This is a genomic window from Catellatospora tritici (genome assembly GCF_019083965.1).
In the GTDB taxonomy this organism is placed as follows: Bacteria; Actinomycetota; Actinomycetes; order Mycobacteriales; family Micromonosporaceae; genus Catellatospora; species Catellatospora tritici.
On the sequence record NZ_JAHRCY010000004.1, the window covers coordinates 403501 to 425961 of the forward strand.

The 22461-nt window shown below is 71.4% G+C and carries 21 protein-coding genes; 7 read left to right on the forward strand and 14 right to left on the reverse strand.

The window, feature by feature from the left end:
• Nucleotides 1–2 precede the first annotated feature (2 nt).
• The 3 genes from KUA19_RS11460 to KUA19_RS11470 all read right to left on the reverse strand — a co-directional run bounded on the left by KUA19_RS11460 (nucleotide 3) and on the right by KUA19_RS11470 (nucleotide 2736).
• The gene (locus KUA19_RS11460; protein WP_217396173.1) at nucleotides 3–1127 is read right to left on the reverse strand and encodes a site-2 protease family protein; all 1125 of its coding nucleotides are present in this window, start codon (nucleotides 1125–1127) and stop codon (nucleotides 3–5) included.
• A 51-nt stretch (nucleotides 1128–1178) separates the two neighbouring features.
• Nucleotides 1179–2117 carry a VOC family protein gene (locus KUA19_RS11465; protein WP_217396174.1) on the reverse strand — a complete coding sequence of 313 codons (939 nt, stop codon included), beginning with the start codon at nucleotides 2115–2117 and terminating at the stop codon, nucleotides 1179–1181.
• Between the two features lie 103 nt (nucleotides 2118–2220).
• Nucleotides 2221–2736: a hypothetical protein gene (locus KUA19_RS11470; RefSeq protein ID WP_217396175.1), complete on the reverse strand. Its 516-nt coding sequence runs from the start codon at nucleotides 2734–2736 to the stop codon at nucleotides 2221–2223.
• A gap of 10 nt (nucleotides 2737–2746) precedes the next feature.
• On the opposite strand from KUA19_RS11470, the gene KUA19_RS42610 reads away from it, so the two are divergent.
• Entirely contained in the window at nucleotides 2747–3160 is a 414-nt protein-coding gene (locus KUA19_RS42610) for a GNAT family N-acetyltransferase (protein WP_217396176.1), read from the forward strand.
• Nucleotides 3161–3169: 9 nt separating this feature from the next.
• On the forward strand, nucleotides 3170–3637 hold the full coding sequence (locus KUA19_RS11480; RefSeq protein ID WP_217396177.1) for an SRPBCC family protein: 468 nt from the start codon (nucleotides 3170–3172) through the stop codon (nucleotides 3635–3637).
• A 7-nt stretch (nucleotides 3638–3644) separates the two neighbouring features.
• On the opposite strand, the gene KUA19_RS11485 is transcribed toward KUA19_RS11480, so the two are convergent.
• From KUA19_RS11485 to KUA19_RS11515, 7 genes are all read right to left on the reverse strand, one after another.
• On the reverse strand, nucleotides 3645–4259 hold the full coding sequence (locus tag KUA19_RS11485) for a hypothetical protein (RefSeq protein ID WP_217396178.1): 615 nt from the start codon (nucleotides 4257–4259) through the stop codon (nucleotides 3645–3647).
• Between the two features lie 6 nt (nucleotides 4260–4265).
• On the reverse strand, nucleotides 4266–5156 hold the full coding sequence (locus tag KUA19_RS11490) for a hypothetical protein (protein ID WP_217396179.1): 891 nt from the start codon (nucleotides 5154–5156) through the stop codon (nucleotides 4266–4268).
• Nucleotides 5157–5186: 30 nt separating this feature from the next.
• Complete coding sequence (locus tag KUA19_RS11495; RefSeq protein ID WP_217396180.1) at nucleotides 5187–5936, reverse strand: hypothetical protein; 750 nt, start codon at nucleotides 5934–5936, stop codon at nucleotides 5187–5189.
• Between the two features lie 174 nt (nucleotides 5937–6110).
• Nucleotides 6111–9662: an FxSxx-COOH system tetratricopeptide repeat protein gene (fxsT, locus tag KUA19_RS11500; protein WP_217396181.1), complete on the reverse strand. Its 3552-nt coding sequence runs from the start codon at nucleotides 9660–9662 to the stop codon at nucleotides 6111–6113.
• 32 nt (nucleotides 9663–9694) lie between these two features.
• The gene (locus KUA19_RS11505; RefSeq protein ID WP_217396182.1) at nucleotides 9695–10411 is read right to left on the reverse strand and encodes a TerD family protein; all 717 of its coding nucleotides are present in this window, start codon (nucleotides 10409–10411) and stop codon (nucleotides 9695–9697) included.
• A gap of 440 nt (nucleotides 10412–10851) precedes the next feature.
• Complete coding sequence (locus KUA19_RS11510; RefSeq protein ID WP_217396183.1) at nucleotides 10852–13335, reverse strand: DUF7617 domain-containing protein; 2484 nt, start codon at nucleotides 13333–13335, stop codon at nucleotides 10852–10854.
• Nucleotides 13336–13556: 221 nt separating this feature from the next.
• The gene (locus KUA19_RS11515; RefSeq protein WP_217396184.1) at nucleotides 13557–13949 is read right to left on the reverse strand and encodes a hypothetical protein; all 393 of its coding nucleotides are present in this window, start codon (nucleotides 13947–13949) and stop codon (nucleotides 13557–13559) included.
• A 48-nt stretch (nucleotides 13950–13997) separates the two neighbouring features.
• Here KUA19_RS11515 and glsA point away from each other — a divergent pair, with 48 nt between their 5' ends.
• Nucleotides 13998–14921, forward strand: coding sequence for a glutaminase A (gene glsA / locus KUA19_RS11520; RefSeq protein WP_254549192.1), 924 nt, complete (start codon nucleotides 13998–14000; stop codon nucleotides 14919–14921).
• Between the two features lie 80 nt (nucleotides 14922–15001).
• Here glsA and KUA19_RS11525 read toward each other — a convergent pair whose 3' ends face one another.
• Complete coding sequence (locus KUA19_RS11525; protein ID WP_308167420.1) at nucleotides 15002–15478, reverse strand: macro domain-containing protein; 477 nt, start codon at nucleotides 15476–15478, stop codon at nucleotides 15002–15004.
• 134 nt (nucleotides 15479–15612) lie between these two features.
• On the opposite strand from KUA19_RS11525, the gene KUA19_RS11530 reads away from it, so the two are divergent.
• Entirely contained in the window at nucleotides 15613–16323 is a 711-nt protein-coding gene (locus tag KUA19_RS11530) for a calcium-binding protein (protein WP_217396185.1), read from the forward strand.
• A 131-nt stretch (nucleotides 16324–16454) separates the two neighbouring features.
• Here KUA19_RS11530 and KUA19_RS11535 read toward each other — a convergent pair whose 3' ends face one another.
• Both KUA19_RS11535 and KUA19_RS11540 read right to left on the reverse strand, forming a co-directional pair.
• Entirely contained in the window at nucleotides 16455–17105 is a 651-nt protein-coding gene (locus KUA19_RS11535; protein WP_217396186.1) for an HAD family hydrolase, read from the reverse strand.
• 73 nt (nucleotides 17106–17178) lie between these two features.
• Nucleotides 17179–17925: a hypothetical protein gene (locus KUA19_RS11540; protein ID WP_217396187.1), complete on the reverse strand. Its 747-nt coding sequence runs from the start codon at nucleotides 17923–17925 to the stop codon at nucleotides 17179–17181.
• Between the two features lie 178 nt (nucleotides 17926–18103).
• On the opposite strand from KUA19_RS11540, the gene KUA19_RS11545 reads away from it, so the two are divergent.
• From KUA19_RS11545 to KUA19_RS11555, 3 genes are all read left to right on the forward strand, one after another.
• The gene (locus tag KUA19_RS11545; protein ID WP_308167421.1) at nucleotides 18104–19162 is read left to right on the forward strand and encodes an alanine racemase; all 1059 of its coding nucleotides are present in this window, start codon (nucleotides 18104–18106) and stop codon (nucleotides 19160–19162) included.
• 84 nt (nucleotides 19163–19246) lie between these two features.
• Nucleotides 19247–19480 (forward strand): DUF6158 family protein, encoded by a 234-nt coding sequence (locus KUA19_RS11550; RefSeq protein ID WP_254549193.1) that lies wholly within the window; start codon nucleotides 19247–19249, stop codon nucleotides 19478–19480.
• A 94-nt stretch (nucleotides 19481–19574) separates the two neighbouring features.
• Nucleotides 19575–20957, forward strand: coding sequence for an exonuclease domain-containing protein (locus tag KUA19_RS11555; RefSeq protein WP_217396342.1), 1383 nt, complete (start codon nucleotides 19575–19577; stop codon nucleotides 20955–20957).
• Here KUA19_RS11555 and KUA19_RS11560 read toward each other — a convergent pair whose 3' ends face one another.
• A complete protein-coding gene (locus KUA19_RS11560; protein WP_217396188.1) occupies nucleotides 20958–22391 on the reverse strand; it encodes a M1 family metallopeptidase in 1434 nt (477 codons plus the stop codon).
• Nucleotides 22392–22461: the final 70 nt, after the last annotated feature.

Genomic DNA, 22461 nt, shown 5'->3' on the forward strand with positions numbered 1-22461 from the left:
GCTCAGTCGCCCCGCAGCGAGTTCATGTCGACGGCGCGGGCGAGATCGGCGGTGCCGACCAGGCCCACCAGCACACCTCCGACGACCACCAGCGCGGGCAGGCGCCCAGCCATGATCTGACGGGCCGCGTCGGCCAGCGGCACGTCCGGCGCCAGCACCACCAGCCGGTCCGGTGGCACCCGCACGTCGCGCAGCGTCTGCTCGGCACGCTGCTGCGGCGTGGCCCGCGCCAGGGCGGACAGGGTCACCAGACCCGCCGCGTTGCCGTCCGGATCCAGCACCGGGTAGGCGTCGGCCGGGCGGTGCTGCCGGGCCAGCGCCACGAAGTCGGAGATCCGCTGGCTGACGTACCCGCATACCGGCGGGGCGGTCATCGCGTCGGCGACGGTCAGCCCGGCCATCGCCGTACGCAGCTGGAAGTCGGTCTGCTCGGCCTGCGCCGCGAACAGCAGGAACCAGCCCAGCAGCACCAGCCACAACCCGCCCACACTGTGCAGGTAGACCACCTGCAGGGTGCCGCAGAGCACCAGCAGCAGGCTGACCACCATCCCCGCGAACGCGGCCACCCGCTGCGCCACGGCCCGGTCCCCGCGCCACCACCACACCGCCGCCCGCAGCACCCGCCCGCCGTCCAGCGGCGCGCCCGGCAGCAGGTTGAACACCGCCAGCACCGCGTTGACCAGCGCCAGCCACGCCAACGCCACCCACGCCAACGCCCACAGCCCGACCAGGTACACCCCGGCCGCCAGCACACCGAACACCACCGCCACGCCGAAGCTCGCCGCCGGCCCGGCCAGGGCCACCAGGAGGTCGGCTCGCGCGTGCGGCGGCTCGGACTCCAGCTCGGCGACCCCACCCAGCAGCCACAGCGTGATCCGGCGTACGCCCACCCCGAAATGCCTGGCCACCACCGCGTGGCACAGCTCATGCGCCAACAGCGAGCCCAGGAACAGCACCGTCACCGCCACCGCGACGACCCAGTACGCCACCGGCGCCCCGCCCGGCGCGCCCAGCGGCAGCACTCCGGTGGCCAGACCGTGCCCGAGCAGCAGCATGATCGCGAGCGCGGACCAGTGCACGCCGACGGGAATGCCGGCGATGGTGCCCAACCGCAGCGTCGGTCGCATCGGCTGCCTCCTGCAGCCATCATCTCTCGCCGCAGCCCCGGCGGCCGCCGTCTACAGCGGTGGAGCCGTGAACAGGCCGCGGTCGGGGTCGTTGAACGTCTGCCGGGCCACCAGCTCGCTCATCGGGTTCGCGGTGCCCCACTGGTCGGAGATGTGCGGGTCGGACGAGTCGTACACATGCGGGTGCCAGCGATCCTCGTCGAGCTGCTCCAACTCGGTGGTGTACTCCACCACGTTGCCGTGCGGGTCGCGGAAGTAGCTGAACGTGTTGTCGCCCGCGGTGTGCCGTCCCGGCCCCCACACCTTCTCGACCCCGGCCCGGATCATCCGGCCGCAGCCGCGCATGAACTCGTCCAGCCCGCGCAGCTCGAACGACGCGTGGTGCAGCGCCACGTGCGGGCCGCGTGACACGGCGAAACTGTGGTGCCAGGTGTTGCACCGCAGGAACCACATCAGGTCGCCGCGATGCGGGTGGCTCAGCCGGTCCGACAGCGCGAAACCCAGGTGCCGGATATAGAACGCGGCCGTGGCCTGCGGGTCGGGGGAGTTCACCACCACGTGCGACAGCCGCACCGGCACCGACTCGCGCGCCTCGATCCGCCGGTGGGCCCGCGGCCGCACGTCGGCGGAGACCTCCACGGTACGGCCGTCGACATCGAAGAACCGGAACCCGTAGCCCTCGCCCGGGGTCGCCAGCGGGCCTGGCTCGCCGACCAGCCGCACCCCGGCACGGCCCAGCCGCTCGGCGAGGGTGTCCACGTCGGCCGGGAACGCCGCCCCGAACGCGATCAGGTCCAGCCGCTTGTCCGGGGCCTGTCGCACCCGCACGGCGTACTGCTCCGGCGAACCCGCCGCCGCCAGGAACGCCACGCCCGTGTCGGCGGCGACCTCGGTCAACCCCCAGGTGCCGGTGAAGAACCTCACCTGACGGTCGAAATCGGGCACCGCGAGATCGACATGGCGCAAGTGGGTGATCAACCGCTGGGTCATCAGGGGGCTCCTCGCGCGCCGGGCGGCACACCGCCGGGCCGCACCGAGATTGTCCCGGTCCCCGTGTGCCTCGGCACCGGCGACGCGCCGACTTCCGCCCAGGTCAGGACGGGTCTATTCGGTCCCGGATGGCCGCGCGGATGTCATCCAGCGACCAACTCAGAGACCCGCCCTGGATCACGAACGGGGTGCCGAACCGCGCCAGGTTGGCCCGCCCCTCGCCGCGCAACCACGGCCGCATCCGCCAGACCGCGTCCTGCGGTTCGGTCGGGACGATCAGCAGCACCGGCACCGGACGTGACCCGGTGGCCTTCACATCCTCGCGCACGTCGGCGATTTCGTCCCAGCCCAACGCCGGCCCCATCAGCGGCATCCGGAGGCCCTCATCGGAGATCACGAGGACCGGCACCCGCAGCAGCGTACTCACCACGACCGGATAGCCGAGCAGGACCAGGAACGCCGCGCCCGCGACGGCCACAGCCGTACCGGTGCCACCGCCCATGAGCACGCCGAGCACCACCGGGACACAGGCGAGCCCGAGCAGCATCAGATACCGCGCCTCCGGTCGTATCCGGATCAGTATCGGCATCACGGTCTCCTCGACGTCGTCGCGACGCACATGCTAGAGCGTGGCCGGGCGCCGCGCTGCCCGTGAGGAATGCTTCGACGAGCCGGGCCACGGCCATGTCGTCCGCACGTTCGAGCAGTACCTGGACGACCTGCGTGGCAGCCCCTACCGGCCGGACCTGTGGTCGGTGGCCTGGGACGGCGACCAGCTCGCCGGACTGGTGCTGTGCGAACTCGACGGCGACGCGGCCGAGGTCCCCTGGGTGGCCGTGCGTCCGGCGTGGCGACGCCGTGGCCTGGCGCTGAGCCTGCTGGACCGGACCCACCACCACCTCGCCGCGGCGGGCGTCACGAAGGTGCGGCTGCGCACCGTCGCCGAGAACGCCAACGACACCGTGGGCCTGTACACCAAAGCCGGGTACGCCGTGACCGCGCGTCACCCGCGCCATCGCAAACCCGTGCCCGCCCGAGCGTAGGTTCACCGCATGTACTCCACTCGCATCACCGGACACGTCAGGGCATCCCGCGCCGCGGTCTACCGCGCCCTGCTCGACCCCGACGCGATCGCCGGATGGCGCGTACCCGCCGGGATGACCAGCCGGGTGCACGAGTTCGAGGCCCGCGAGGGCGGCGCCTTCCGGGTCTCGCTCACCTACGACGCGCCCGACGCCACCGGCAAGACCTCCGGCCACACCGACACCTACCACGGCCGGTTCCGAACCCTGGTGCCCGACGAACGGGTCGTCGAGGAGATCGAGTTCGAGACCACCGACCCGGCGTTCGGCGGCGCCATGACCATGACCACGACACTGGTCGACGCCGACGGCGGCACGGATGTCACGATCGTGCACGAGGGCGTCTCCGACGCCGTCTCCCCAGCCGACAACGAGACCGGCACCCGGATGGCCCTGGCCAACCTCGCCCGACTCGTCGAGGCGCGCTCGGCCGCCTGACACCGCCTCAGTCAGCCGTGCGGACGTCGACCTCCAGGTGGCCGAAGGCCGACAGCATCCGGCGTAGATCGGCTGCCTGCACGCCGGTCAGCGCCGGGTCGGGCCGGAACCGCACGGTCGTGCCCGTCGTGCCGTCGCCCGGGTGGCCGACCAGGTCGGTGACGGGTATTCCGTGCTCGTACCGCTGCGTCCACGCGCCGTCGGCCCGCCGGTTGGTGTGCGCGAGCCATTCGCTGAGCGCCGCGACGACGGACATGCCGCGCCGGGGCGCCCCGTCCGGCAGGTATACCGCCGGTGGCCCGTCGAAGAACCGCAGGTCCTTGGTGGCCATGACGGGCTTGCGGACCGGTCGGCCGTGCTCGTCACGGCGGGTGTCGGTGCCGCGGCCGTCGTCGGTCACCGACACCGACCCGTCAGGATGCGACGCCACCGTGCACGAGCCCCGGCGACCGGCCGCCTCGGCCTCGTCGTCGGCGTATGCGACCACCTCCAGGACCAGGTGGGTCACGCCGCCGGGCGCGTACCGACCGGGATCGCGGCGCACCAGTTCGAGGTGCTCCAGGTCGACCTCGGCGGCCCAGTCGTGTGTGGTGTTCACCCAGGTGTCTCGGGGACCGGTCACGTGGCGTCAGATCCGACCGTAGGCGCGCAGCGTGCGTAGGGCGCGCAGGGTCTCGATCCCGCGGTATTCCAGGGTGGACGCCTGCCCCGGCGGCTGCCAGGTGATGGTCCAGCCTCCGTCGGCCTGCTGGTCACGGGTGAGCCGGTCCAGGTGCCCCTCGATCGCGGCGTCGTCGAACAGGCCACGCCACGGGCTGTCCGGGGTCGAAGCCAGGTGCAGCGGCGTGACACCGTACTCGGGGTCGGCCGGGTCGGCGCGGAAGTAGCGGAGCTTGCCGAGCCAGTCGGCGACATGGGCGCCGACGGCGGCGGCCCGCTCGCGGTCGGGCACGTTGGCCAGGAACTGCAGCACCTCCAGCAGGGTGTGCGCGTCCTCGCCGATCCCGGACTCGAGGCTGGTCCAGGTCCACTCGGTGGCCCGGTCCAGCCAGGGGTGGGTTACGCCGATGCGGTGCAGACGACCCGCCAGACCGGCCGTCGGGTTCAGGCCCGGCACGTAGGTCCAGTCCGACCAGTGCTCCGCCCGCGGGTAGCCCTCCATCACCGGGAAGGCCAGCGGCAACGCGCCGTCGGGCGCGGCCACCGAGCCGAGCCAGTCGCACGCGTCGTCGATCAGCGTGGCCACGGCGGGTTCGGCGAACCAGCCTGGTCGCCCTTCCCCGGCCGCGAGCAGCACGTCGAGGGCGCATTCCACGTCGATGGGCAGACTCGCCGGGCAGCGCTTGTCCGGCTCGAAACCGTGCCCGAACCCGCCGTCGCCGTTGCGGTAGGCCCGGACCGCGTCGACCACCCAGGTCGGGTCGTCGCCGTCGAACAGCACCGCGGTCAGGCGGCGCTCGACCAGCCGCCCCTCCAGGTCGAGAAAGGCGCGGCCTGTGCCCAGAACATCATTGGTCATGGCCGGATTCTGGCACGGCCCACCGACAGATCAGCGCTGAGCGGTGTGGTCGTCGGCGTCGCCGGTGACCGCAGGCGCGGCCACCGGCGCGGTGGCCGCCTCGGCGGTCAGATCCGCGACGAGTTCGACGTGGTCCGAACCCAGCACGGCGGGTTCGCGGACAAGCAGCAGCAGGCAGAAGTCACGCTGGTCGGGAAACCGGCGACCCAGCTCCCGGTGTTGTGTGGCCAGATAGCGCGCGGCGGCGAGATTCGTGTAGGCCTTCTGGCCCATCAGCAGGAACACGGGGTGGCCGGTTTTCTGCCCGAGCAGCCGGACCACCAGCGCGTACTCGGCCCGGCCCGGCGTGTGGTCGAAGGTCCTGCCACCCACCCGGATGGACATCTGCGCGGAGTCGACGATGTCGAAGGCGACGCCGGGCAACAGCGAGCGCAGGTACGCCGCGGTCCGCTCGTTCGCGGCCGGGCCGCCGACGCAGAACTCGGTCCCCGTGCGTGACGCGGCCGCGGTGTCGACCGCGGTCACCAGGGTCGGGCGGCCACCGCACTCCTTGGTCACGATCGCCAGCTCGACCAGCGCGGCCATGTCGTCGCGATGGACGCTCTTCTCGCGGGGCGAGGAGAAGTGCCGGGACACATGGAAGTGGACTTCCTCGTTCGGCCGGATGCCGAAGAACCGCCGCCGGCGCTCCACGCTCCGATACCGCACCAGCCGCTGGGCGAACCACACCGCCGCACCGGCTATGACGCTCGCGAGCAGGTTGATGAGAAGGTCCTGCATGGGTTCCCTCGGCTCGTCGGGCACGGTCCCGTCAGCTTCGGACTTCGGCCTCCGCATGGCATCCGAAGACCGGCACCGGCGGACACTCTATCCGATCCACACCAGTGCCACGGACCACCTGTTCCACTATCGACGGTGCCATCCATTCACCATGGTGGCTGGTAAACCCGAGCCTCAGCGACGTCGGGAACGGCGGTCGGCGTCGGCGCCGCGGAGGCCTTCCAGGAGCACCTGCGCCGCCTTCGCCCAGGGAAACTCGGCGGCGAGCACGTCACGCAGCTCGGCGGCGCGGCGGAAGGCGTCATCCCGGAAGCGCAGCACCCCGGTGATGGACGTGGTCCAGGCGGCCACATCCTCCGCGTGGTCGTTGGTCATCCGTACGACCATGCGCTCGACGGTGTCGTCGTCGACCGCTGCGGTGTCGCGCAGCAGCTCGGCCAGGCCGCTCACATGGCTGATCAGGACCGGCACGCCATGGGTGATCGCTTCCAGCCCGGCGAGGCCGAAGCCTTCCGCCCGGGAGGGCATGACCACGACGCTCGCGGTGAGCATCTCGTGCTCGAGCATCGCCGTGTCCGTCACGTACGGCTCGACGAAGACCTCGAGGCTGGGCAGCCCGGCCCACTCGAGAATACGTTCACGCAGCTCGCCGGTCTGCCCGAAGGGTGCGCCCCGGACCATGAACTCGATGCGGGTGGCCAGTCCGGCCTGTCGCCGGACCATCTGACCGAGGGCCGCCGCGGCGATGTCGATGCCCTTGAGAGCGGCGTCGTCGACGCGTCCGGTGAACAGCACCCGGCGCAGCGACTGCCCCGGCGGTGGTTCGGTGAGCGAGGTGTCCGCCGAGTCGAAACCCGGATCCAGGCGGATGACCCGGCGCCGGTACGGGTGGAAGTCCAGTTCGTACCGCGCGAACAGGCGTGGCCCCACGGCCACGATCAGGTCTGCCTCCCGCCCGAGCGTCAGCTCGGTGTGGTGCCGTTCGGCGTGGATACCGTCGCGGCGCTCGGGCTTGTAGACGTCGATCTCGGACGGCGCCATGTGGATGAAGTGCGCTCGCAGCGCCTCGGGGAACGCGTGCATGACCGCCTGCGCGGTCGGGCCGGTGATGCGGGAGTGGCCCAGGACCACGTCCGGTGTGTTGGCGCCCATCAGGTCGAGCAGACGGCTCTGGGCCGTCTGCTCGGACAGCGGACCGGTGGTGTCCGTGGCCAGCAGGGTGACCCCGCCGAGTTCGGCCTGCCGGTGGTCCTCCTCGGTCATCGAGTCCACCACGCAGAACACCCGCTGTCCGGCCGCCGTGAGGGCGAGACAGAGCTGCCGGTTGAAGGTGCTGAGGCCACCGCGCGACGACGGCCACTCGGTTGCGATGGACAGGACCGTCCGGGTGACCGGCGGCTCGGCCAGCCGGACGATCGGCTCCCGGGTGCGCGGATCCTGTGCCGCCGGTCTGGCCGAGTGACGCGACGGTGCCTCGATCACGCGCAGGCACCGGTCGTAGGCCTGGGTGGCCGCGACGAGGTCAGGGTGCTCGCTGTGCAGGAACGTGGACAGGGCGGACAGGACGTGGGCGAGGTGGTCTCGGGCGTCCTCCCAACTGGCCACCTCGGCCAGACTGAGGGCGAGGTGGTATTCCGACAGCAGCGTGTCGCGGTGCGACTCGCCCAGTTGGCGCCGGCGGGCAGCCCAGGTGATCTCGTTCAGTCGAAGCGCGTCCCCGGGCAGGTTGAGCGCGAGCAGGTTGAGCGCGAGCTGGTCCTGCGAGACCAGGGACTGGTGGTGTTCGCCTCCGTGCAGCTGCTGGCGGATCCTCAGCACCTGTTCGTTCAGCCTGCGCGCCTCGTCGTACCGCTGGAGGTGGTGCAGGTCGCGGGCGACCGCGGTCGCGGCGTCGAGGGTCGTCGGGTCGTCGTCCCCATACAGTTTCAGCAGCACCTGGTACACCTGCTCGTCGTTCAGCAGCGCGCCGGTGTGATCGCCGGTCGCCGACAGGCACTCCGCCAGCACCCGTACGGCTCGCAACGTGTGCTCGTAGGTGGCGCCGAAGGACTCCGTCAGAGCCGTGGCGAACGCCGCCGCGTACGGGCGCGCAGACTCGGCGTCACCGCGTTCGACGAGGCTGAGCAGCGCCGCGTTCGTCATGTCGTGGAGTTCGGGATTGGGGCTGGTGGACGGCTCGAGCGCGACGAGGTGGGGCATCAGCCGCTGCCACAGCGGCCAGCGGCGAGGATTCCGCCCGTCGTCGGGTCTGGCGGCCACCAGGACCGCTTCGGCGGACCTGCGGACGGCGGCCAGTTGTTCGGCCGACATCTCGTCGATGATCGCCGCGCGGGTTTCGTGGTGCAGGATCAGACCGTCGGCGGCCAGGGTCGCCACGTTGACCCGGAACAGTGCCTTGGCTATCGTCGCGAGCCGGGAGATCGAGTTGGCCAGCGCGGCGGGCAGCGCTCGCGCGGGTGCGTTGCTGAACAGGTCGAACGGGATGCCGACCGGCGCGAGCACGGCGCACAACCGGACCAGCGCCAGGGCGGCCTCGTCGATCTCGCGCAGTTTCGCCAGGGAGATGCCGACCGGGATGGCGACCGCGCTGCGCGCGGGTGGTCCGGTGCGGTCGGCGTAGCTCGTCAGACTGTGCAGGTAATCGGCGACGCTCATCGCGGTCTCGTTGATCACACCGGCTGCCTGCGACAGGGCCAGCGGGAGGTCGTCCAGTTCCGCCGCGAGACCTTCCGCGTCACGCGGCGCGATCGGACGGCGGATCACGTGGCGCAGGAAGGCGACCGCTTCGGTCCGGGCGAAGACGCCGACCTCCACGGTGAAGGCCAGGTTCTGCCAGACGAGGTGTCGTGACGTGACCAGGACGTGTCCGCGCCCTTTGGGAAACCACTTCGCCACCGCCACGTCCTCGGCGTTGTCGAAGATGACCAGCCACCGGTGCCTGGCCCGCAGTAGTTCGGCCAGGGCCAGCCTGGCGTCGGCCGCGGGCAGTCCGGGATCGCACAGTCCCGCGGTCACCGCGGCCTGGGCGAGCTGGTCGGCGATCAGGTCCGGATGCTCCGCGTCGATCCAGACCACCAGGTCGTAGTCACGGTCCTCGGCCCGGGCGGCGGCGCCATGCCGGTGTGCGTATTCGATGGCCAGCTGGGATTTTCCCACACCGGCGAGACGGTCGGCCGAACCCAGCACACACCGGCTGCGCGACCGTAGGCCCTCGGCGACGCCGGTCAGCGTGTCGCCGCGCCCGACGAAGTCGGGATTGCGTGCCGGAAGCCGATGGTGGGTGGCTGCCGTCGAGGACGGCACGGCGGTCTGCCTGCCGCGCTCATCGCGCCGGTCAGGGGCCGCCGGGCCGTGCACCAGCGACTCGACGACCCTCTTGCGCAGCTTCTCCACCCGCAGTCCGGCCAGATCGGTATGGCCGATCAGGCGCAGCGCACCGGTCGGTCGCACGTCGTCGATCCGGAGCAGGGTCAGCCGTTCCTCGCCCCCGGGCTGGGCGAGCCACCAGTCGAGTTCGCGCCGGAACGGGCTGTCCAGATACGCCCGTGACAACACCACGACCATACGGTTGGCCTGGATGAGTTCACGCGGCGTCCGGGTGGCGTCCGCGCGCCCGTTCGGCAGGGCGAGGTCGGGCTCGACCTCGTGGCGGGCGCCGGCCAGGTATGCGGCGATCAGGCCGGCGAGACCGGCGTCCTCCGGCGCGAAGGAGAGAAACAGCCGCATGCTCACCTCGATTCCAGTGTCGGCTGGTCAGGTCACTCGGCGATGAAGACGACTCCGAACTCTTCACCGACGTCGACGAGGTCGGCGAATCCCTTGCCCACCTCTCGCCAGGTCCATGCCTCGCGGCGCCGCACGAGTTCGCCGATGATCACCGCCGTGTCGGTCTTGAAATAGTCGCTGTCGAGCAGGTGCGGCTCGATCTGAGGAGTGACGGTGGATCCCGTCCGGTCGACCTTGGGGGTGTTCTTGAAAGTGACCTTGCCACCGACGAGCTTCTCGAAAGAATGATCGAGCGGCTCGGCGTCCTGGATATAGGCGACAAAGGCGATCTTCATAACGTCCTCGTCGACGTAGTCGAGGTCGACCGAGATCGTCTCATCGCTGATGTTGCTGCCGTGGCGTCGGCGGCCTCGGCGCAGCGTGGAACCGTCTTTCGAGCGGTCATTGTCATGGTTCACGCAGTAGTACGGATTGCCGACCGGAACCCTTGCCGAAGAGTCGAGTAGAAACGCGCTGAGGTGGATGACGATGTCGTCGGGGCTCGCCGCGACGTCCCAGGAGAGCCGGGCCTCGAAGCTTCCGGTGAGCTTGGGGCCGGAGTTCAGGGAGAAGGCGACATTGCGGCCGGACGCGGGAAAGGTGTCGCGCCGGTGGATCTGATACTGGCCGGTTTCGTCGGAGTCGTCGGCCGGACCGGTCGCCCCACCACTGTTGTCGGGCAGCGGGTCGGTAGGCGGATTTCTGCGCACGTTTCCCTCCGAAGTGAGAGTCTCGACCGATGGCAGGCATGATCGATTGATCGGTACGCAGATGAGCATCGCGCGAGGCGAAGGAAAGCTCATGTCTGCTACCCGGGGAGCGTAGCGGAAGCAAACCAGCGGGAGCTCGGTCGCGTCCCGTGTGGACATCGTGTCGTCGCTCGAACCACGGTCGACAAGAGGTCCTTTCCCGACGCGGCATCGTCCTGCGGTCGCGGCGGTGCACTGACGCGCAACCGGCCCGCCGCGGCTGCTGCCGCCGGCGGGCCGGTGCCGAGCACGAACTCCGGACGGGGCGGCGGGCCGGGGGGGGCCGCCCCCCCCCGCCGCGCGACGGGAGCTGGGTGCTGGCGCGCAACCGGCCCGCCGCGGCTGCTGCCGCCGGCGGGCCGGTGCCGAGCACGAACTCCGGTCCGCCGCCCCGCGCCGCGCTACGGCAGCTGCTTGCTGCCGTATTCCGGGACCCGGTTGGGCGCGGCCAGAATGCAGATCAGTGAGCAGGCCGTCGCCGACGACGGCGCGGTGACCGACGGCGGAGTGCCCGGCGGGGCGTTCGGCGCCGAGTACGACGCGGTGGCCGTGTTCGTCAGCGGCAGCAGGAGCAGGAACGACGAGCAGTAGATCTGCTTGCTCGCCCCGGCCGCCAGCTTGAACGTGCCCGCCGCGGTGGCACACGAGGATGCCACCGGGTCGTTGATGGTCACCCCTTCCGCGTCGACCGGCCCGGCGTTGGTGACGGTGATCCGCCAGTACGCCGTGCCCAGGATCCCGAGCAGCCCGGCCGGGCTGGTCTTGCCCCACGGCCCGACCCCGCCGGGGCCGCACCGGGAAGCCCGGCCGTCACGGCAGATCTCCTTCTCGATGCTGACATGCGGGCTGCACGCCGCACCCGCCGCGACACCGATCTTGATGGTGTTCGAGGCGAGTGCACCGGCGGCGTCGGTGCCACCGGCGGTGTTGTCGACCCCGGTCACGGCGCACGCGGTGTCGATCTTCGTCTGGAAGCACACCTGCGGCGGGTCGCCGATGAATCCGGCGATCAGGTGCGGCTGGTTGGTGCTGGTGAAGTCGTCGACGTTGTGCAGGCGCAGGGCCGCGTCGACGACGATCTTCGGGTATGTCGTGGTCGAGACGCCGGACAGGTCGACGGTGCCGTCGGCGGCGAACCCGACGGTGTCGATGACGGTGCCGTCCGGGGTGCTGATCGTCGCCGAGCTGTTGGCCAGGTCGACGTTGGTCAGCGTGATGTCGTCCAGCCGGGCGTTCTGGTAGCCCTTGACGTGGTCGGTGCCGCCGTCGCAGTAGAAGTCCGGCGTGGCCAGGGTGATCGACGCGCCCGCGTGGAAGCACGGCGACGCCCCGGTGATGGGGTCCTCGGAGAACAGCATCCCGGCGTCACCGAGGCCGAGCAGGCACTGGGTGACCGCGTCGTAGGCGTACCCGTAGTCGCGGGTGTCGCCGTGGTTGACGGTGGGGTGGTTGTTGGGGAACGGGATGTTCGCGCAGACCGCCGCGGTGGTCCAGTCGTAGCAGCCGGTGGAGCCCGGCAGCCCGCCGCTCCAGAGCGGGAGGTAGCTGCGCAGGTGACCGTCGGGCGCGGTGATCGTCTCCGGCCGGAACGTCAACGCGTTGGCAGGCAGCGCGCCCAGGTTCGGTGCGGCCAGCGCGGAGCCGTCAGTGGCGGCGCAGAACACCTGGTACGGGTTGGACACCATCGGGATGCAGGCGCCGTTGGGCTGGCCGGAGGTGGTGTACGACGTGAAGATGCCGTACGTGGACATCGAGGTGTTGCCCAGGGTGCGGTAGCTGGACCAGCCGTCGCAGGCGCCGACGGTCGCCGGGTCGAAGCAGCCCATCGTGGGGGCCGGGCCGCTCTGTGACGAGGAGGCGAAGATCTTGTCGCCGACCATGGTCAGCGAGCCGAGGAAGTTGACGTTGGGCCGGTTGGGCAGGATCGCCGCGTACGGTTGGCCCGCACACGGGGTCTGCGTCGCCATGGTCAGGCACAGCACGCGCCCGGTGCTGGCCACGCCGTAGAGGTTGCCGCCGTGCTCGACGAACCCGCCGACGCTGTACGCCCCGGGGGTGTTGCCGTAGTCGATGAGGGGGAAGAAGCCGCAGTTGGCGCGGGCGTCCAGGTCTAGGCAGCCGACGCCGATCGATGCGGCGGTGATGGCCGGGTAGTAGAGGATGCCGGGACGCTCGGGGTCGAACACGAACTGCGGCGCCATGCCACTGGCGATGTCGCCGGTGTTGCCGGTGCCCAGCGGGCCCGGTGTCGTGTTGAGCGGCCGCGGCCAGGGGCCGCCCGCGCACGGCTGCGCGGTCAGCAGGTCGGTGCAGACGACCTTCGGTGCGGCCGCCCCGAGGTGGTGGTAGGTGTTCCACGCCTCGACGGCGCCGCTGTCCGACCGGTACAGCACCGGGGTGAAGCCGTCGCCACCGGTCGGGCTGGTGATGACCCGTACCGGCGGCAGCAGGATCCGGGTGAGGCTGGTGCCGCCGGGGTTGCGGTCCGGGATGGTCGCGCGCACCGCGACCGTGCCGGAGGCCGGTTCGGTGTCGCTGAAGGTGGTGCCGTCGGTGGACCACTGCGGGGTCCAGTCCGGCGGCACGCGCAGCGATCCGTTGACGTAGCCGTGCCCGCCGCTGATCGGGTCGGTGACGGTGACCGGACCACCGGTGCCGCCGTCGGCGTAGGACACGGTCCAGTTGAGGACATCGCCGTGCGAGGCCGGGTCGGCGCCCGGGTGGCTCACGTTCTGCGCGCTCTTGGTCAGGGAACTGGCCGCGAGTGAAGGTGCCGACTGCGCGGTCGGGACGCCTGCCGCCGTACCGGCCGGAGCCAGCATCAGTGACAGTGCCGCGAGCGCGGCCGCATAGGGCCAGTGCCGCAGCCTTGGTGATCGTCGCACGATGTCGCCTCTTTCCGTCGTGATCCGGCGGTGGCCGCGATCTGAATCGGCATGAGTAACCGCCCCGCTCCAGCACGGAGTCGGGGCGGCGACCGTAACCCATCGAACAATCGCTTTACTTGAATGAGGCGTTGAGTGCGTCGCTCTTTCCCCGGAACGTGTGAATCAAACGTCGCCATTCGTGAGCGAATGGCGAGTGATACGGCTGTTCATCGATGCGGTCAGCCGCCGATTCCCTGGTGGTTGAGGTACACCACGATCTGTGCCGCACCGTCGCGATGGTGCACCAGATAGGACGACATGAGCTGCTGCGTTCCTCCGTCGGTGCGTGGCGCCCGCCACCGGGTGTACACGAGGGTGTAATGGTCGTCGAGCGGGTGCAGTCGCCTGTGCTCCAGCACCGGTGAGCCGATTCCCGCGCGGGCGAACGCCGCCGCCCGTGCGGGCAGCATCGCCAGGAACGCGGCCCGGGGCACCGGCCGGATCCCGGTGGCGTCCCCAGCGAGGAAGGTCTCGGCGAAGTGCGGAGCCAGCGCGGTGTAATCGGCGGGTGCGCACCGTACCGTGCTGACCTGCCCGAACGGCTGAGCTGTGGGCGGGCAAGGGGCGCGCAAGGGTAGGACAAGGGCTTTCCCTGTTTCGGCGCGGCAGCGGCGCCGGACATGCTGGCACCGACCGCGGCAGCGCAGCCGCCCCTGACCCCGGAGCGCAGCATGGACCTCGACGTCGTCGTCGACACCGTGTACGCGGCCGCCCGCCTGAGCGCCGCACCCGACACCGGCCTCGGCCTCGCCGTGGCCACCGTCGACGGGCACCTGCATGGCGCGGGGGACTGGCGCGAACCGTTCCCGATGCAGAGCATCGCCAAGGTCTTCGCCCTCACCCTGGTGCTGTCCCTGGACGGCGACCGGCTGTGGACCCGGGTCGGCCGTCGCCCCTCCAGCCGCCTGTACAACGCCGTCTCCGAACTCGACATCGAACACGGCATTCCGCGCAACCCGCTGCTCAACGCGGGCGCGCTGGTCGTCACCGACCGGCTGCTGGAACTGTCCGAGGGACAGGGCTGCCACCGGGTGCTGGAGCTGGTCCGGGTCGAGTCGGCCAACCACTCCATCGAGATGGACCCGGTCACCGTCAAGGACGAGCGCGACCGGTCCGAACGCAACATGGCCATCGCGCACCTGATGGCGGAGTACGGCAACCTCAGCCTGCCGGTGGAGACCGTGCTGGCCCACTACCAGTGGCAGTGCGCCATCGCCGCGAGCTGCCGCGACCTCGCCCTGGCCGGGCTGTACCTGGCGCGGGCGGGTGTCCGCGCCGACGGCCGCCGCCTGCTCAGCCCCGCCGACACCAAACGCGTCAACGCCACCATGCTCACCTGCGGGGCGTACGACGCCAGCGCCGAGGTCGCGCACCGGGTCGGCCTGCCGCTCAAGACCGGGGTGGGGGGAGGGATCCTGGCCGTGGCGCCCAGGGTGGGCACGGTCTGCGTGTGGGGCCCCGGCCTGGATCCCTCCGGCAACTCCGTCACCGGGATGCTCGCCCTCGAACACTTCGCGACCCTGACCGGCTGGTCGGTGTTCTGAGACGGCGCCGGCGACCCGGCGCGCGACGCGGGGCGGGTGCCGCCACCTCCGGCCTGGGGGGCGGCACCCGCCTTGCCTGGTCAATCGTGGTCGTACACGGTCGTGGCGACACCCCGGGCGCACAGCGTACGCACGATGATCGGTTCGATCCGCGGCCACTTGCCGCCCGCCAGCCCGCAGCCGATGCGCGGCAGGTGCACCGACGCGCCGAGCCGCACCGCGTGCTCGGCCAGGGTGGTCAGGCAGCGCTCCACCGCCTCGTATCGGATCGGCGGCCCGTTGCTGCCGGTCCTGGTGCCGCGCTGGCCGACCATGTTCGCCACCCACAACTCCGGGGCCACCTGCACCAGCCGCACCGCGCCCAGCCCGAAGTCGTTGGCCGCCCGCTGGCGGTGCCAGGCCCGGAAGTCACGCTCGGGCTCCGGCCAGCGCCGCGACACGGCCAGCACGAACCCCTTGCCCCAGCCGCCGCTGTCGTTGCACACGTGCGCGACCACCTTCGGCCCTTTGGCCTGGGGGCTGGTCGCGTCCCCCTTGATGATCGAGAGTGTGGTCACGGCGGGCAGCATGCCAGCCGGCTGCGACACCGGCCAGGAGTTTTCCGCCCCCTCGTCGGGGGGCGACGCGGTGGCACGGACGGATTCCGGACGCGACCGGGCCCGACGGGTCCGCCGACGCCCATCATTACCGCATGTCCCCGCGCCATCTCGCCTTCGGCTGCGCCACGACGGTGCTGGCCGCGACCGTGCTCGCCACCGCCGTCCCGGCGTACGCCGCCGTCGAGGGCCATGCCTACGTCACCGGCACCACCCTTGTGGTGCAGGCCGGACAGGGCGTCGCCAACACGCTGGTGGTCTCGCCCGTCTCCGGCGGCATACGGGTCGACGACAGCTGGCCGGTGCTGCCCGGTTCCGGCTGCGCGGCGCTCACCCCGACCTCGGTGCTGTGCACCGCGAAGATCACGGACTTGAGCATCAAGACCTACGACGGTGCCGACACTGTGACCGACAGCACCTCGCTGACCGCCTTCATCGGCGCGGGGGAGGGCGACGACCTGGTGTATGCCCTGTCCGGCGGGGCCAAGCTGGTCTACGGCGAGTCCGGTGACGACAAGCTGGCCACCGGCGCGGGCAGCGACAAGCTCTACGGCCAGGCAGGTGCCGATCGCCTCTACGGTGGTGACGACGCCGACTACCTCGCCGGTGCCGACGGCGACGACGTCCTGTACGGCCAGGCGGGCGCCGACATAGCCGAGGGCGGCCCCGGCGCGGACGAGATCTTCGGTGGGGACGACGACGACTCGCTGTACGGCGATGCCGGGTTCGACGCGCTCGACGGCGGTTCCGGCACCGACAGCTGTGCCCCCGGGGCCGACGGTGCCAGCCTGACCGGCTGCCCCTGACCGGCTACCCCTGATCTCAGCCCGTCAGCGGCGCGGGCGCCCCGCTGACGCCGACACCCAAGCCGCTGCCCATCCTCCTAGGATGCCGTAGGCGGTGTGCGGCCCCTGACATGGCCACGACGAGAACGGCGTCAGCCCAGGCCGAGCAGCGGCGGCACCTGCGCCATCGCCGCCACGACGTGGTCGGCGCCCGCACCGCGTAACACCTCGGGGGAGGCCAGGGCGGCGTACCCGACCACGGTCATGCCCGCGGCCCTGCCGCCGCGTACGCCGTACGGACTGTCCTCGATCAGCACGCAGGCGGCCGGGTCCACCCCGATTCCGGCGGCGGCCAGCAGGAACAGGTCCGGCTCGGGCTTGCCCCGGGACACCATCGAGGCGCTGTAGCAGTGTTCGCCGAAATACCCGTCCAGCCCCGTGCGCCCCAGCCGGAAGGCGATCTCGCGCGGGGTGCCGCTGGAGGCCACACACACCGGCACCCCGGCCGCGCGCAGCAGGTCGAGCAGGTCCCGTACGCCGTCGACCGCGACCAGGCCCTCGTGCTGGCGGGCCAGTACCTCGTGCTCGTACTCGGTGGGCAGGTCGAAATCGAGCGGACGGCCCAGTTCGGCCGCCAGTTCGGCGACGCACTCGACGGTGGACCGGCCCATGTGGCGGGCCACGCTCTGCTCGAACGTCGTCGGAACCCCGGCGCGGGTGGCCAGCCGGGCGAACACCTCGTTGTTGATGCGCTCGGAGTCGACCAGCACCCCGTCACAGTCGAAGACCACCGCTTTGATCATCCATACAGGCTGTCACAGCACGCCGAAGGTCCGGGACGTGGTGCCTGCGTCCCGGACCGGATCGGGGAGAGGGTCAGCCGGCGTTGCCGAACGCGGTGATCGCGTGGGCCTTGCCCAGCGTGCCGTGGATGGTCACGACCCAGTACTCGCCGGTGTCGAAGTGCGCGTTGTAGACCCAGTGCGGGTCGGGCGACAGGGTCAGGTCGTAGCCGGCGGGCGGCGCGTCCACGACGATCGAGTCGACGATGGACTGCGAGGCCAGCGTCACCATGCGCGGCTTGTTGTGGTTGATGAACGCGTCGAGGAACTCGCGGGCGTACTTCTCGGGGTCGTTGTGGTAGACGGTCCGGTCGAGTTTGAACTCGGTGACCGGGTGGTCGGTGGCCCCGTTCTGCAGCCGGATGATCACGTCCGAGCCGAGCTTGTTGCGGAAGGTGCAGTAGCTCGACCCCATCGCCCCGTCGCAGTTCACGAACGTCCAGTGCCCGTCGATGTTCGGCGCGCCGACCGCGTGCAGCTGCTGGTAGGCGTCGTTCTGCATGAGCGTGTGCAGCTTGGCGGTGTCGCACTGCAGCCAGGCCTTCATCACGTCCAGCGCGGCGCCGTCGCCGCCGGTGACCGTGCCGCTCATGCCGCAGCCAGAACCCGAGCCCGTCCCGGTCGCGCTGGGACTGGCCGCGGTCGTGGCCGCGGGTTCGGGCGACAGCGTGGTGCTGGCCGTCGCGACCGCGCCGGGCGTGGCGGCGGGTTTGCTGCCGCATCCGGCGGCCAGGACGGCCAGCCCGACCATGATCGCCGTGAGAGTGGCGGGCCTGCGCATCGCGGTTCCTCCAAGGGCTGTACGTGGTATGCCGATCTCTCCACGGTAGGCCCCGGACCAGGCCGGGCGCCTCAGCGCTGGTACGGATCTTTGGCGGCTGGCCGTCTGCGTACCGAACCGGAGCTCGATACCGATTCACGCACGGGCGTCGCCGGGCCGGCGGTGGCAGGATGGGCTGGTGCCCGAGCTGCCCACTCCGTACGTCAGCGTCGACGTCGACGTGCTCGACCGCAACATCGCCCGCATGGCGGCCCACGCCGCCGCGCACGGCCTGACGCTGCGACCCCATGCCAAGACCCACAAATGCCTGCAGATCGCCAAGCGCCAGGTCGGTGCCGGCGCGACCGGACTGACCGTGGCCACGGTCGGTGAGGCGGAGATCTTCGCCGCCGCCGGCTTCACCGACCTGTTCCTGGCGTACCCGCTGTGGGTCGACGCCGCGCGCGGCGCCCGGCTGGCGGCCCTGGCCGAACGCGGCCGCGTCGCGGTCGGGGCGGACTCCGCCGAGAGCGTCGCGGCGTTGGCCCGGTACGCGGGTACCGCCATCGAGGTGGTGATCGAGATCGACAGTGGTCATCACCGCAGCGGCGTGCGGCCGGACGAGGCCGGGGCGGTCGCGGCGGCGGCGCTGCGGGCCGGGCTGCGGGTCCGCGGCGTGTTCACCTTCCCCGGCCATGGGTACGGGCCGGGGCAGCCGCCGACCGCCGCGGCCGACGAGTCGGCGGCCCTGGCCGCGGCCGCCGACGCCCTGCGCGCGATGGGCGTCGACCCGCGGGTGGTCAGCGGGGGCTCGACCCCCACCGCCCCGCTCACCGGCTCCGGCGTGACCGAACTGCGTCCCGGCGTCTACGCCTTCAACGACGCCCAGCAGGTCGAACTGGGCGTCTGCGACCCCGGGGACGTGGCGCTCACCGTGACCGCGACGGTGGTCAGCCGCCGCCCGGGGCATGTCATCCTCGACTCGGGCAACAAGGTCCTGGGCGCCGACCGCCCCGCGTGGACCACCGGATTCGGACGTCTGGTCGGCCTGCCCGATGCGCGGATCGTCACCGTGTCGGAGCACCACGCGACCGTGGTCCTGCCGGATCCGGCCGAGCTGCCGCCGGTCGGCACCCGGGTTCGGGTCATGCCCAACCACGTGTGCGCGGCGGTCAACCTCGCCGACGAACTGGTGGTCAGCTCGGCGGGTCAGGTCGTGGACCGGTGGCGGGTGGCCGCCCGCGGCGCCAACACCTGACGTCGAAACCGTCGAACACGTTCGAAAGTACCCAAACGTTCCGGGTACCGATTGGCGGTGCCCGGAACTGGGTAAACCTCTCACATGGAGATCATCGAAGGCATTCCGGCCGACGAACTGGCCGACGAGGATCTGTTGCGTGAGCTGGAGAGCCTGGGCCGCACCCGGGTGCAGACCCTGCGCCACGGCTCCGACGACGCGCTGCACACGCACACCGAGCGCTCCCGCGAGTTGGAGCACGAGTACCTGCGCCGGTTCCCGCAGCGCGAGATCGATCCGCAGCGCACCCGGGAGGGCTCCCGCGCCGACCTGGGCTGACCTGGGCTGACCCACCGTCCCATCCGGCCTTGATCGCAGGACCGGCCGACCGTCCGATGTCGACGTGTCGTACCGCGACCGCAGACTCTGTGCCATGTACGGTCAGGCACCTGCGCTGTTCGGTTACGGCACCACCGATCCCGACGGTCACCGGCTCCCATCCACCTACGTCGTGATCGACCTGGAGACCACCGGCTTGGCCGACGACGACCGCATCGTCGAGATCGCCATGGCCCGAGTCGAGGACGGTGTCGTCGTGGACGAGTGGGCCACCCTCATCGACCCGGGCCGTGACCCGGGTCCGACGTACCTGCACCACATCTCCGCCGACATGGTGCTCGGCGCGCCGACGTTCGCGCAGATGGCGCCGGAAATCCTGGCCCGGCTCGACGGCGCGGTCGTGGTGGCCCACCACGCCCCGTTCGAGGAACGGTTCCTGGCCTACGAGTTCGCCCGCGCCGGGGTGGCGACCCCGGTCATCCCGGCGCTGTGCACGCTGCGGCTGGCCCGCGCGGTGCTGGCCTGCCCGAACTACAAGCTGTCCACCTGCTGCGAGATCTCCGGCATCACCCTGTACGACGCGCACACCGCCCTCGGGGATGTGCGGGCCACGGCGATGCTGCTGCCGCGGCTGCTCGCCCAGTCGCCGGAGATCACCTACCCGGTGCCCGCGGCGGTGCTGCCGCGGCAGCGGACCGGCGCCACGCCCCGCACCCGGGTCACCAACCTACGCAAGGGCACCGGCGGGTGGATGCGTTCACTGCTGACGAAGCTGCCGTACTCGATGGCCGACCACGACCCGGTCGGCGCCCAGCCGTATCTGGACGCGCTGGCCGACGCGCTGATCGACGGGAGGCTGACCGGCCGCAAGACCCGGCACCTGGGTCGGCTGGCCGGTCGGGCCGGGATGGGGGCGTCGCAGGTCGCGGCGCTGCACCGCCGGTTCCTGGACGGGCTGCGCGACGCCGCGATGGCCCAGCCCTCCCTCAGCGCCGACGAGCAGCGGCAACTGGTGGCCGTGGCAAGGTTGCTGGACCTGCCCGACTACTTCGCCGACCTGGTCACCGTGCCCGTGCAGGCCGGTGCGGCGCGGGCGACCGGCCCGCGGGTGTGGTGCAGCCCGGCGGTGCCCGCGCAGGTGCGGCGCCGGATCGGGCAGGCGGGCTACCGGCTGGCCACCAACCTGACCCGGGGACTGGCCACGGTGGTGGTCGCCGACGGCGACACCGACGACCCGCGGGTGCGCCGCGCCCGGGAGCTGGGCCTGTCCGAGCTCGCGGTGGGTGAGCTGGACCGGCTGCTGCCGGCCGTGCCCGCCGACCGGCCCGAGGCCGCGCTGCTGCCCGCCCCGGCCGCGCCCGCCGGCTGGTACACCGATCCGACCGGACGGCACTACTACCGCTACTGGGACGGCCGGGCCTGGACCGCCCAGGTCAGCCCGGGTGACGGCACCCGGACCAGCGACCCGTTGGGCTGATCACAGCTGCGGGCGCCCGGTCTGGAACAGCCATGCGTCGAAGAACCCGGCCAGCGACCGCCCGGCGACCTTCTCGGCCAGGGCGGTGAAGTCGCCGGTGGTGGCGTTGCCGTCGCGGTGGGTGGTGGCCCAGGTGCGCAGGATGGTCAAGAACGCGTCGTCGCCGACCTGGTCGCGCAGGGCCTGCAGGGTCATCGCGCCGCGCTGGTAGACGCTGTCGGAGAACAGGCCGCCGCGGCCGGGGTCGCCCGGCGGCACCGACCAGATGCGGTTGTCGGGGTTGCGGTAGAGCCGGTCGAACCGTTCCCGCACGGTGCTGGTGCCCTCGTGCTCCTGCCACAGCCACTCGGCGTAGGTGGCAAAGCCCTCGTTGAGCCAGATGTCGCGCCACCGGGTCAGCGACACGCTGTCGCCGAACCACTGGTGGGCCAGTTCGTGCGCGACGGTGACGGTGTCGGGTCCGCGCCGGAACGTCGAGGCTGGATACACGGGCCGGGTCTGGGTCTCCAGGGCCTCGTCGACCCGTTCGTCGTCGACCACCACGCCGCCGTAGGCGTCGAACGGGTACGGCCCGAACCACTGGGCCAGGAAGTCGGTGATCTCCGGGGTGCGGGCCAGCGCGGTCTGCGCGTCGTCGCCGCGTACCGTGTCGGCGACGACGCTGACCACCGGCTTGCCATCGTGCTCGCTGGTGACCACCCGGTATTTTCCGATCGCGAGCATCGCCAGGTAGGGCGCCATCGGCGCGGTGACCTCCCAGCGCCAGCTGGTCCAGCCACCCTGGCTGGACTGTCCGGACGGCACGCCGTTGCTGATCGCGGCCAGGCCGTCGGGCACGGTCACCTCGATGGTGTAGTGGGCCTTGTCGCGAGGGTGGTCGTTGACGGGGAACCAGGTGCTGGCCGACGCGGGTTCGCCCATGGCGATGGCGCCGTCGCGGGTGCGGAAGAATCCGCCGCTGCCGAACCGGCGGTCCTCGATCGGGCTGGGCGTGCCGCCGTAGGCGATGGTGGCGACGAACGTCTGGCCGGCGGTCAGCGGCGCGACCGGGGTGACGACCAGTTCGTCGCCGTCGTGCCTGGTCGCGGCGGCGGTGCCGTCGACGTCGGCTTTGGTCGCGGGCAGGGCGTGCAGGTCGAGGTGGAAGTCGGTGAGGTCGCGGGCGGTGGTGGCGGTTATCGCGGCGGTGCCGTCGAGGCGGCCGGTGGCCGGGTCGTATCTGAGCTTGAGGTCGTAGGACGACACGTCGTAGCCGCCGTTGCCCGCGGTGGGGAAGTAGGGGTCACCGACTCCGGCCGGGTCGAAGGCGGCCGTCTCGGGTGCGGGCAGGCGCGGGTCGGTTTTGAACAGCGGCTTGGTCGCGGGTGAACCGCACGCCCCGGCGCCGAGCAGCGCCACGACCGTGGCCCCCGCCAGCCAGCTACGCATCGCCATCGTGCCCTCCCCGTGTGTGAATACCCACGGTAACTGGGCAAAGTGGTGCAGATAGTGCGCTCAGCCGGAT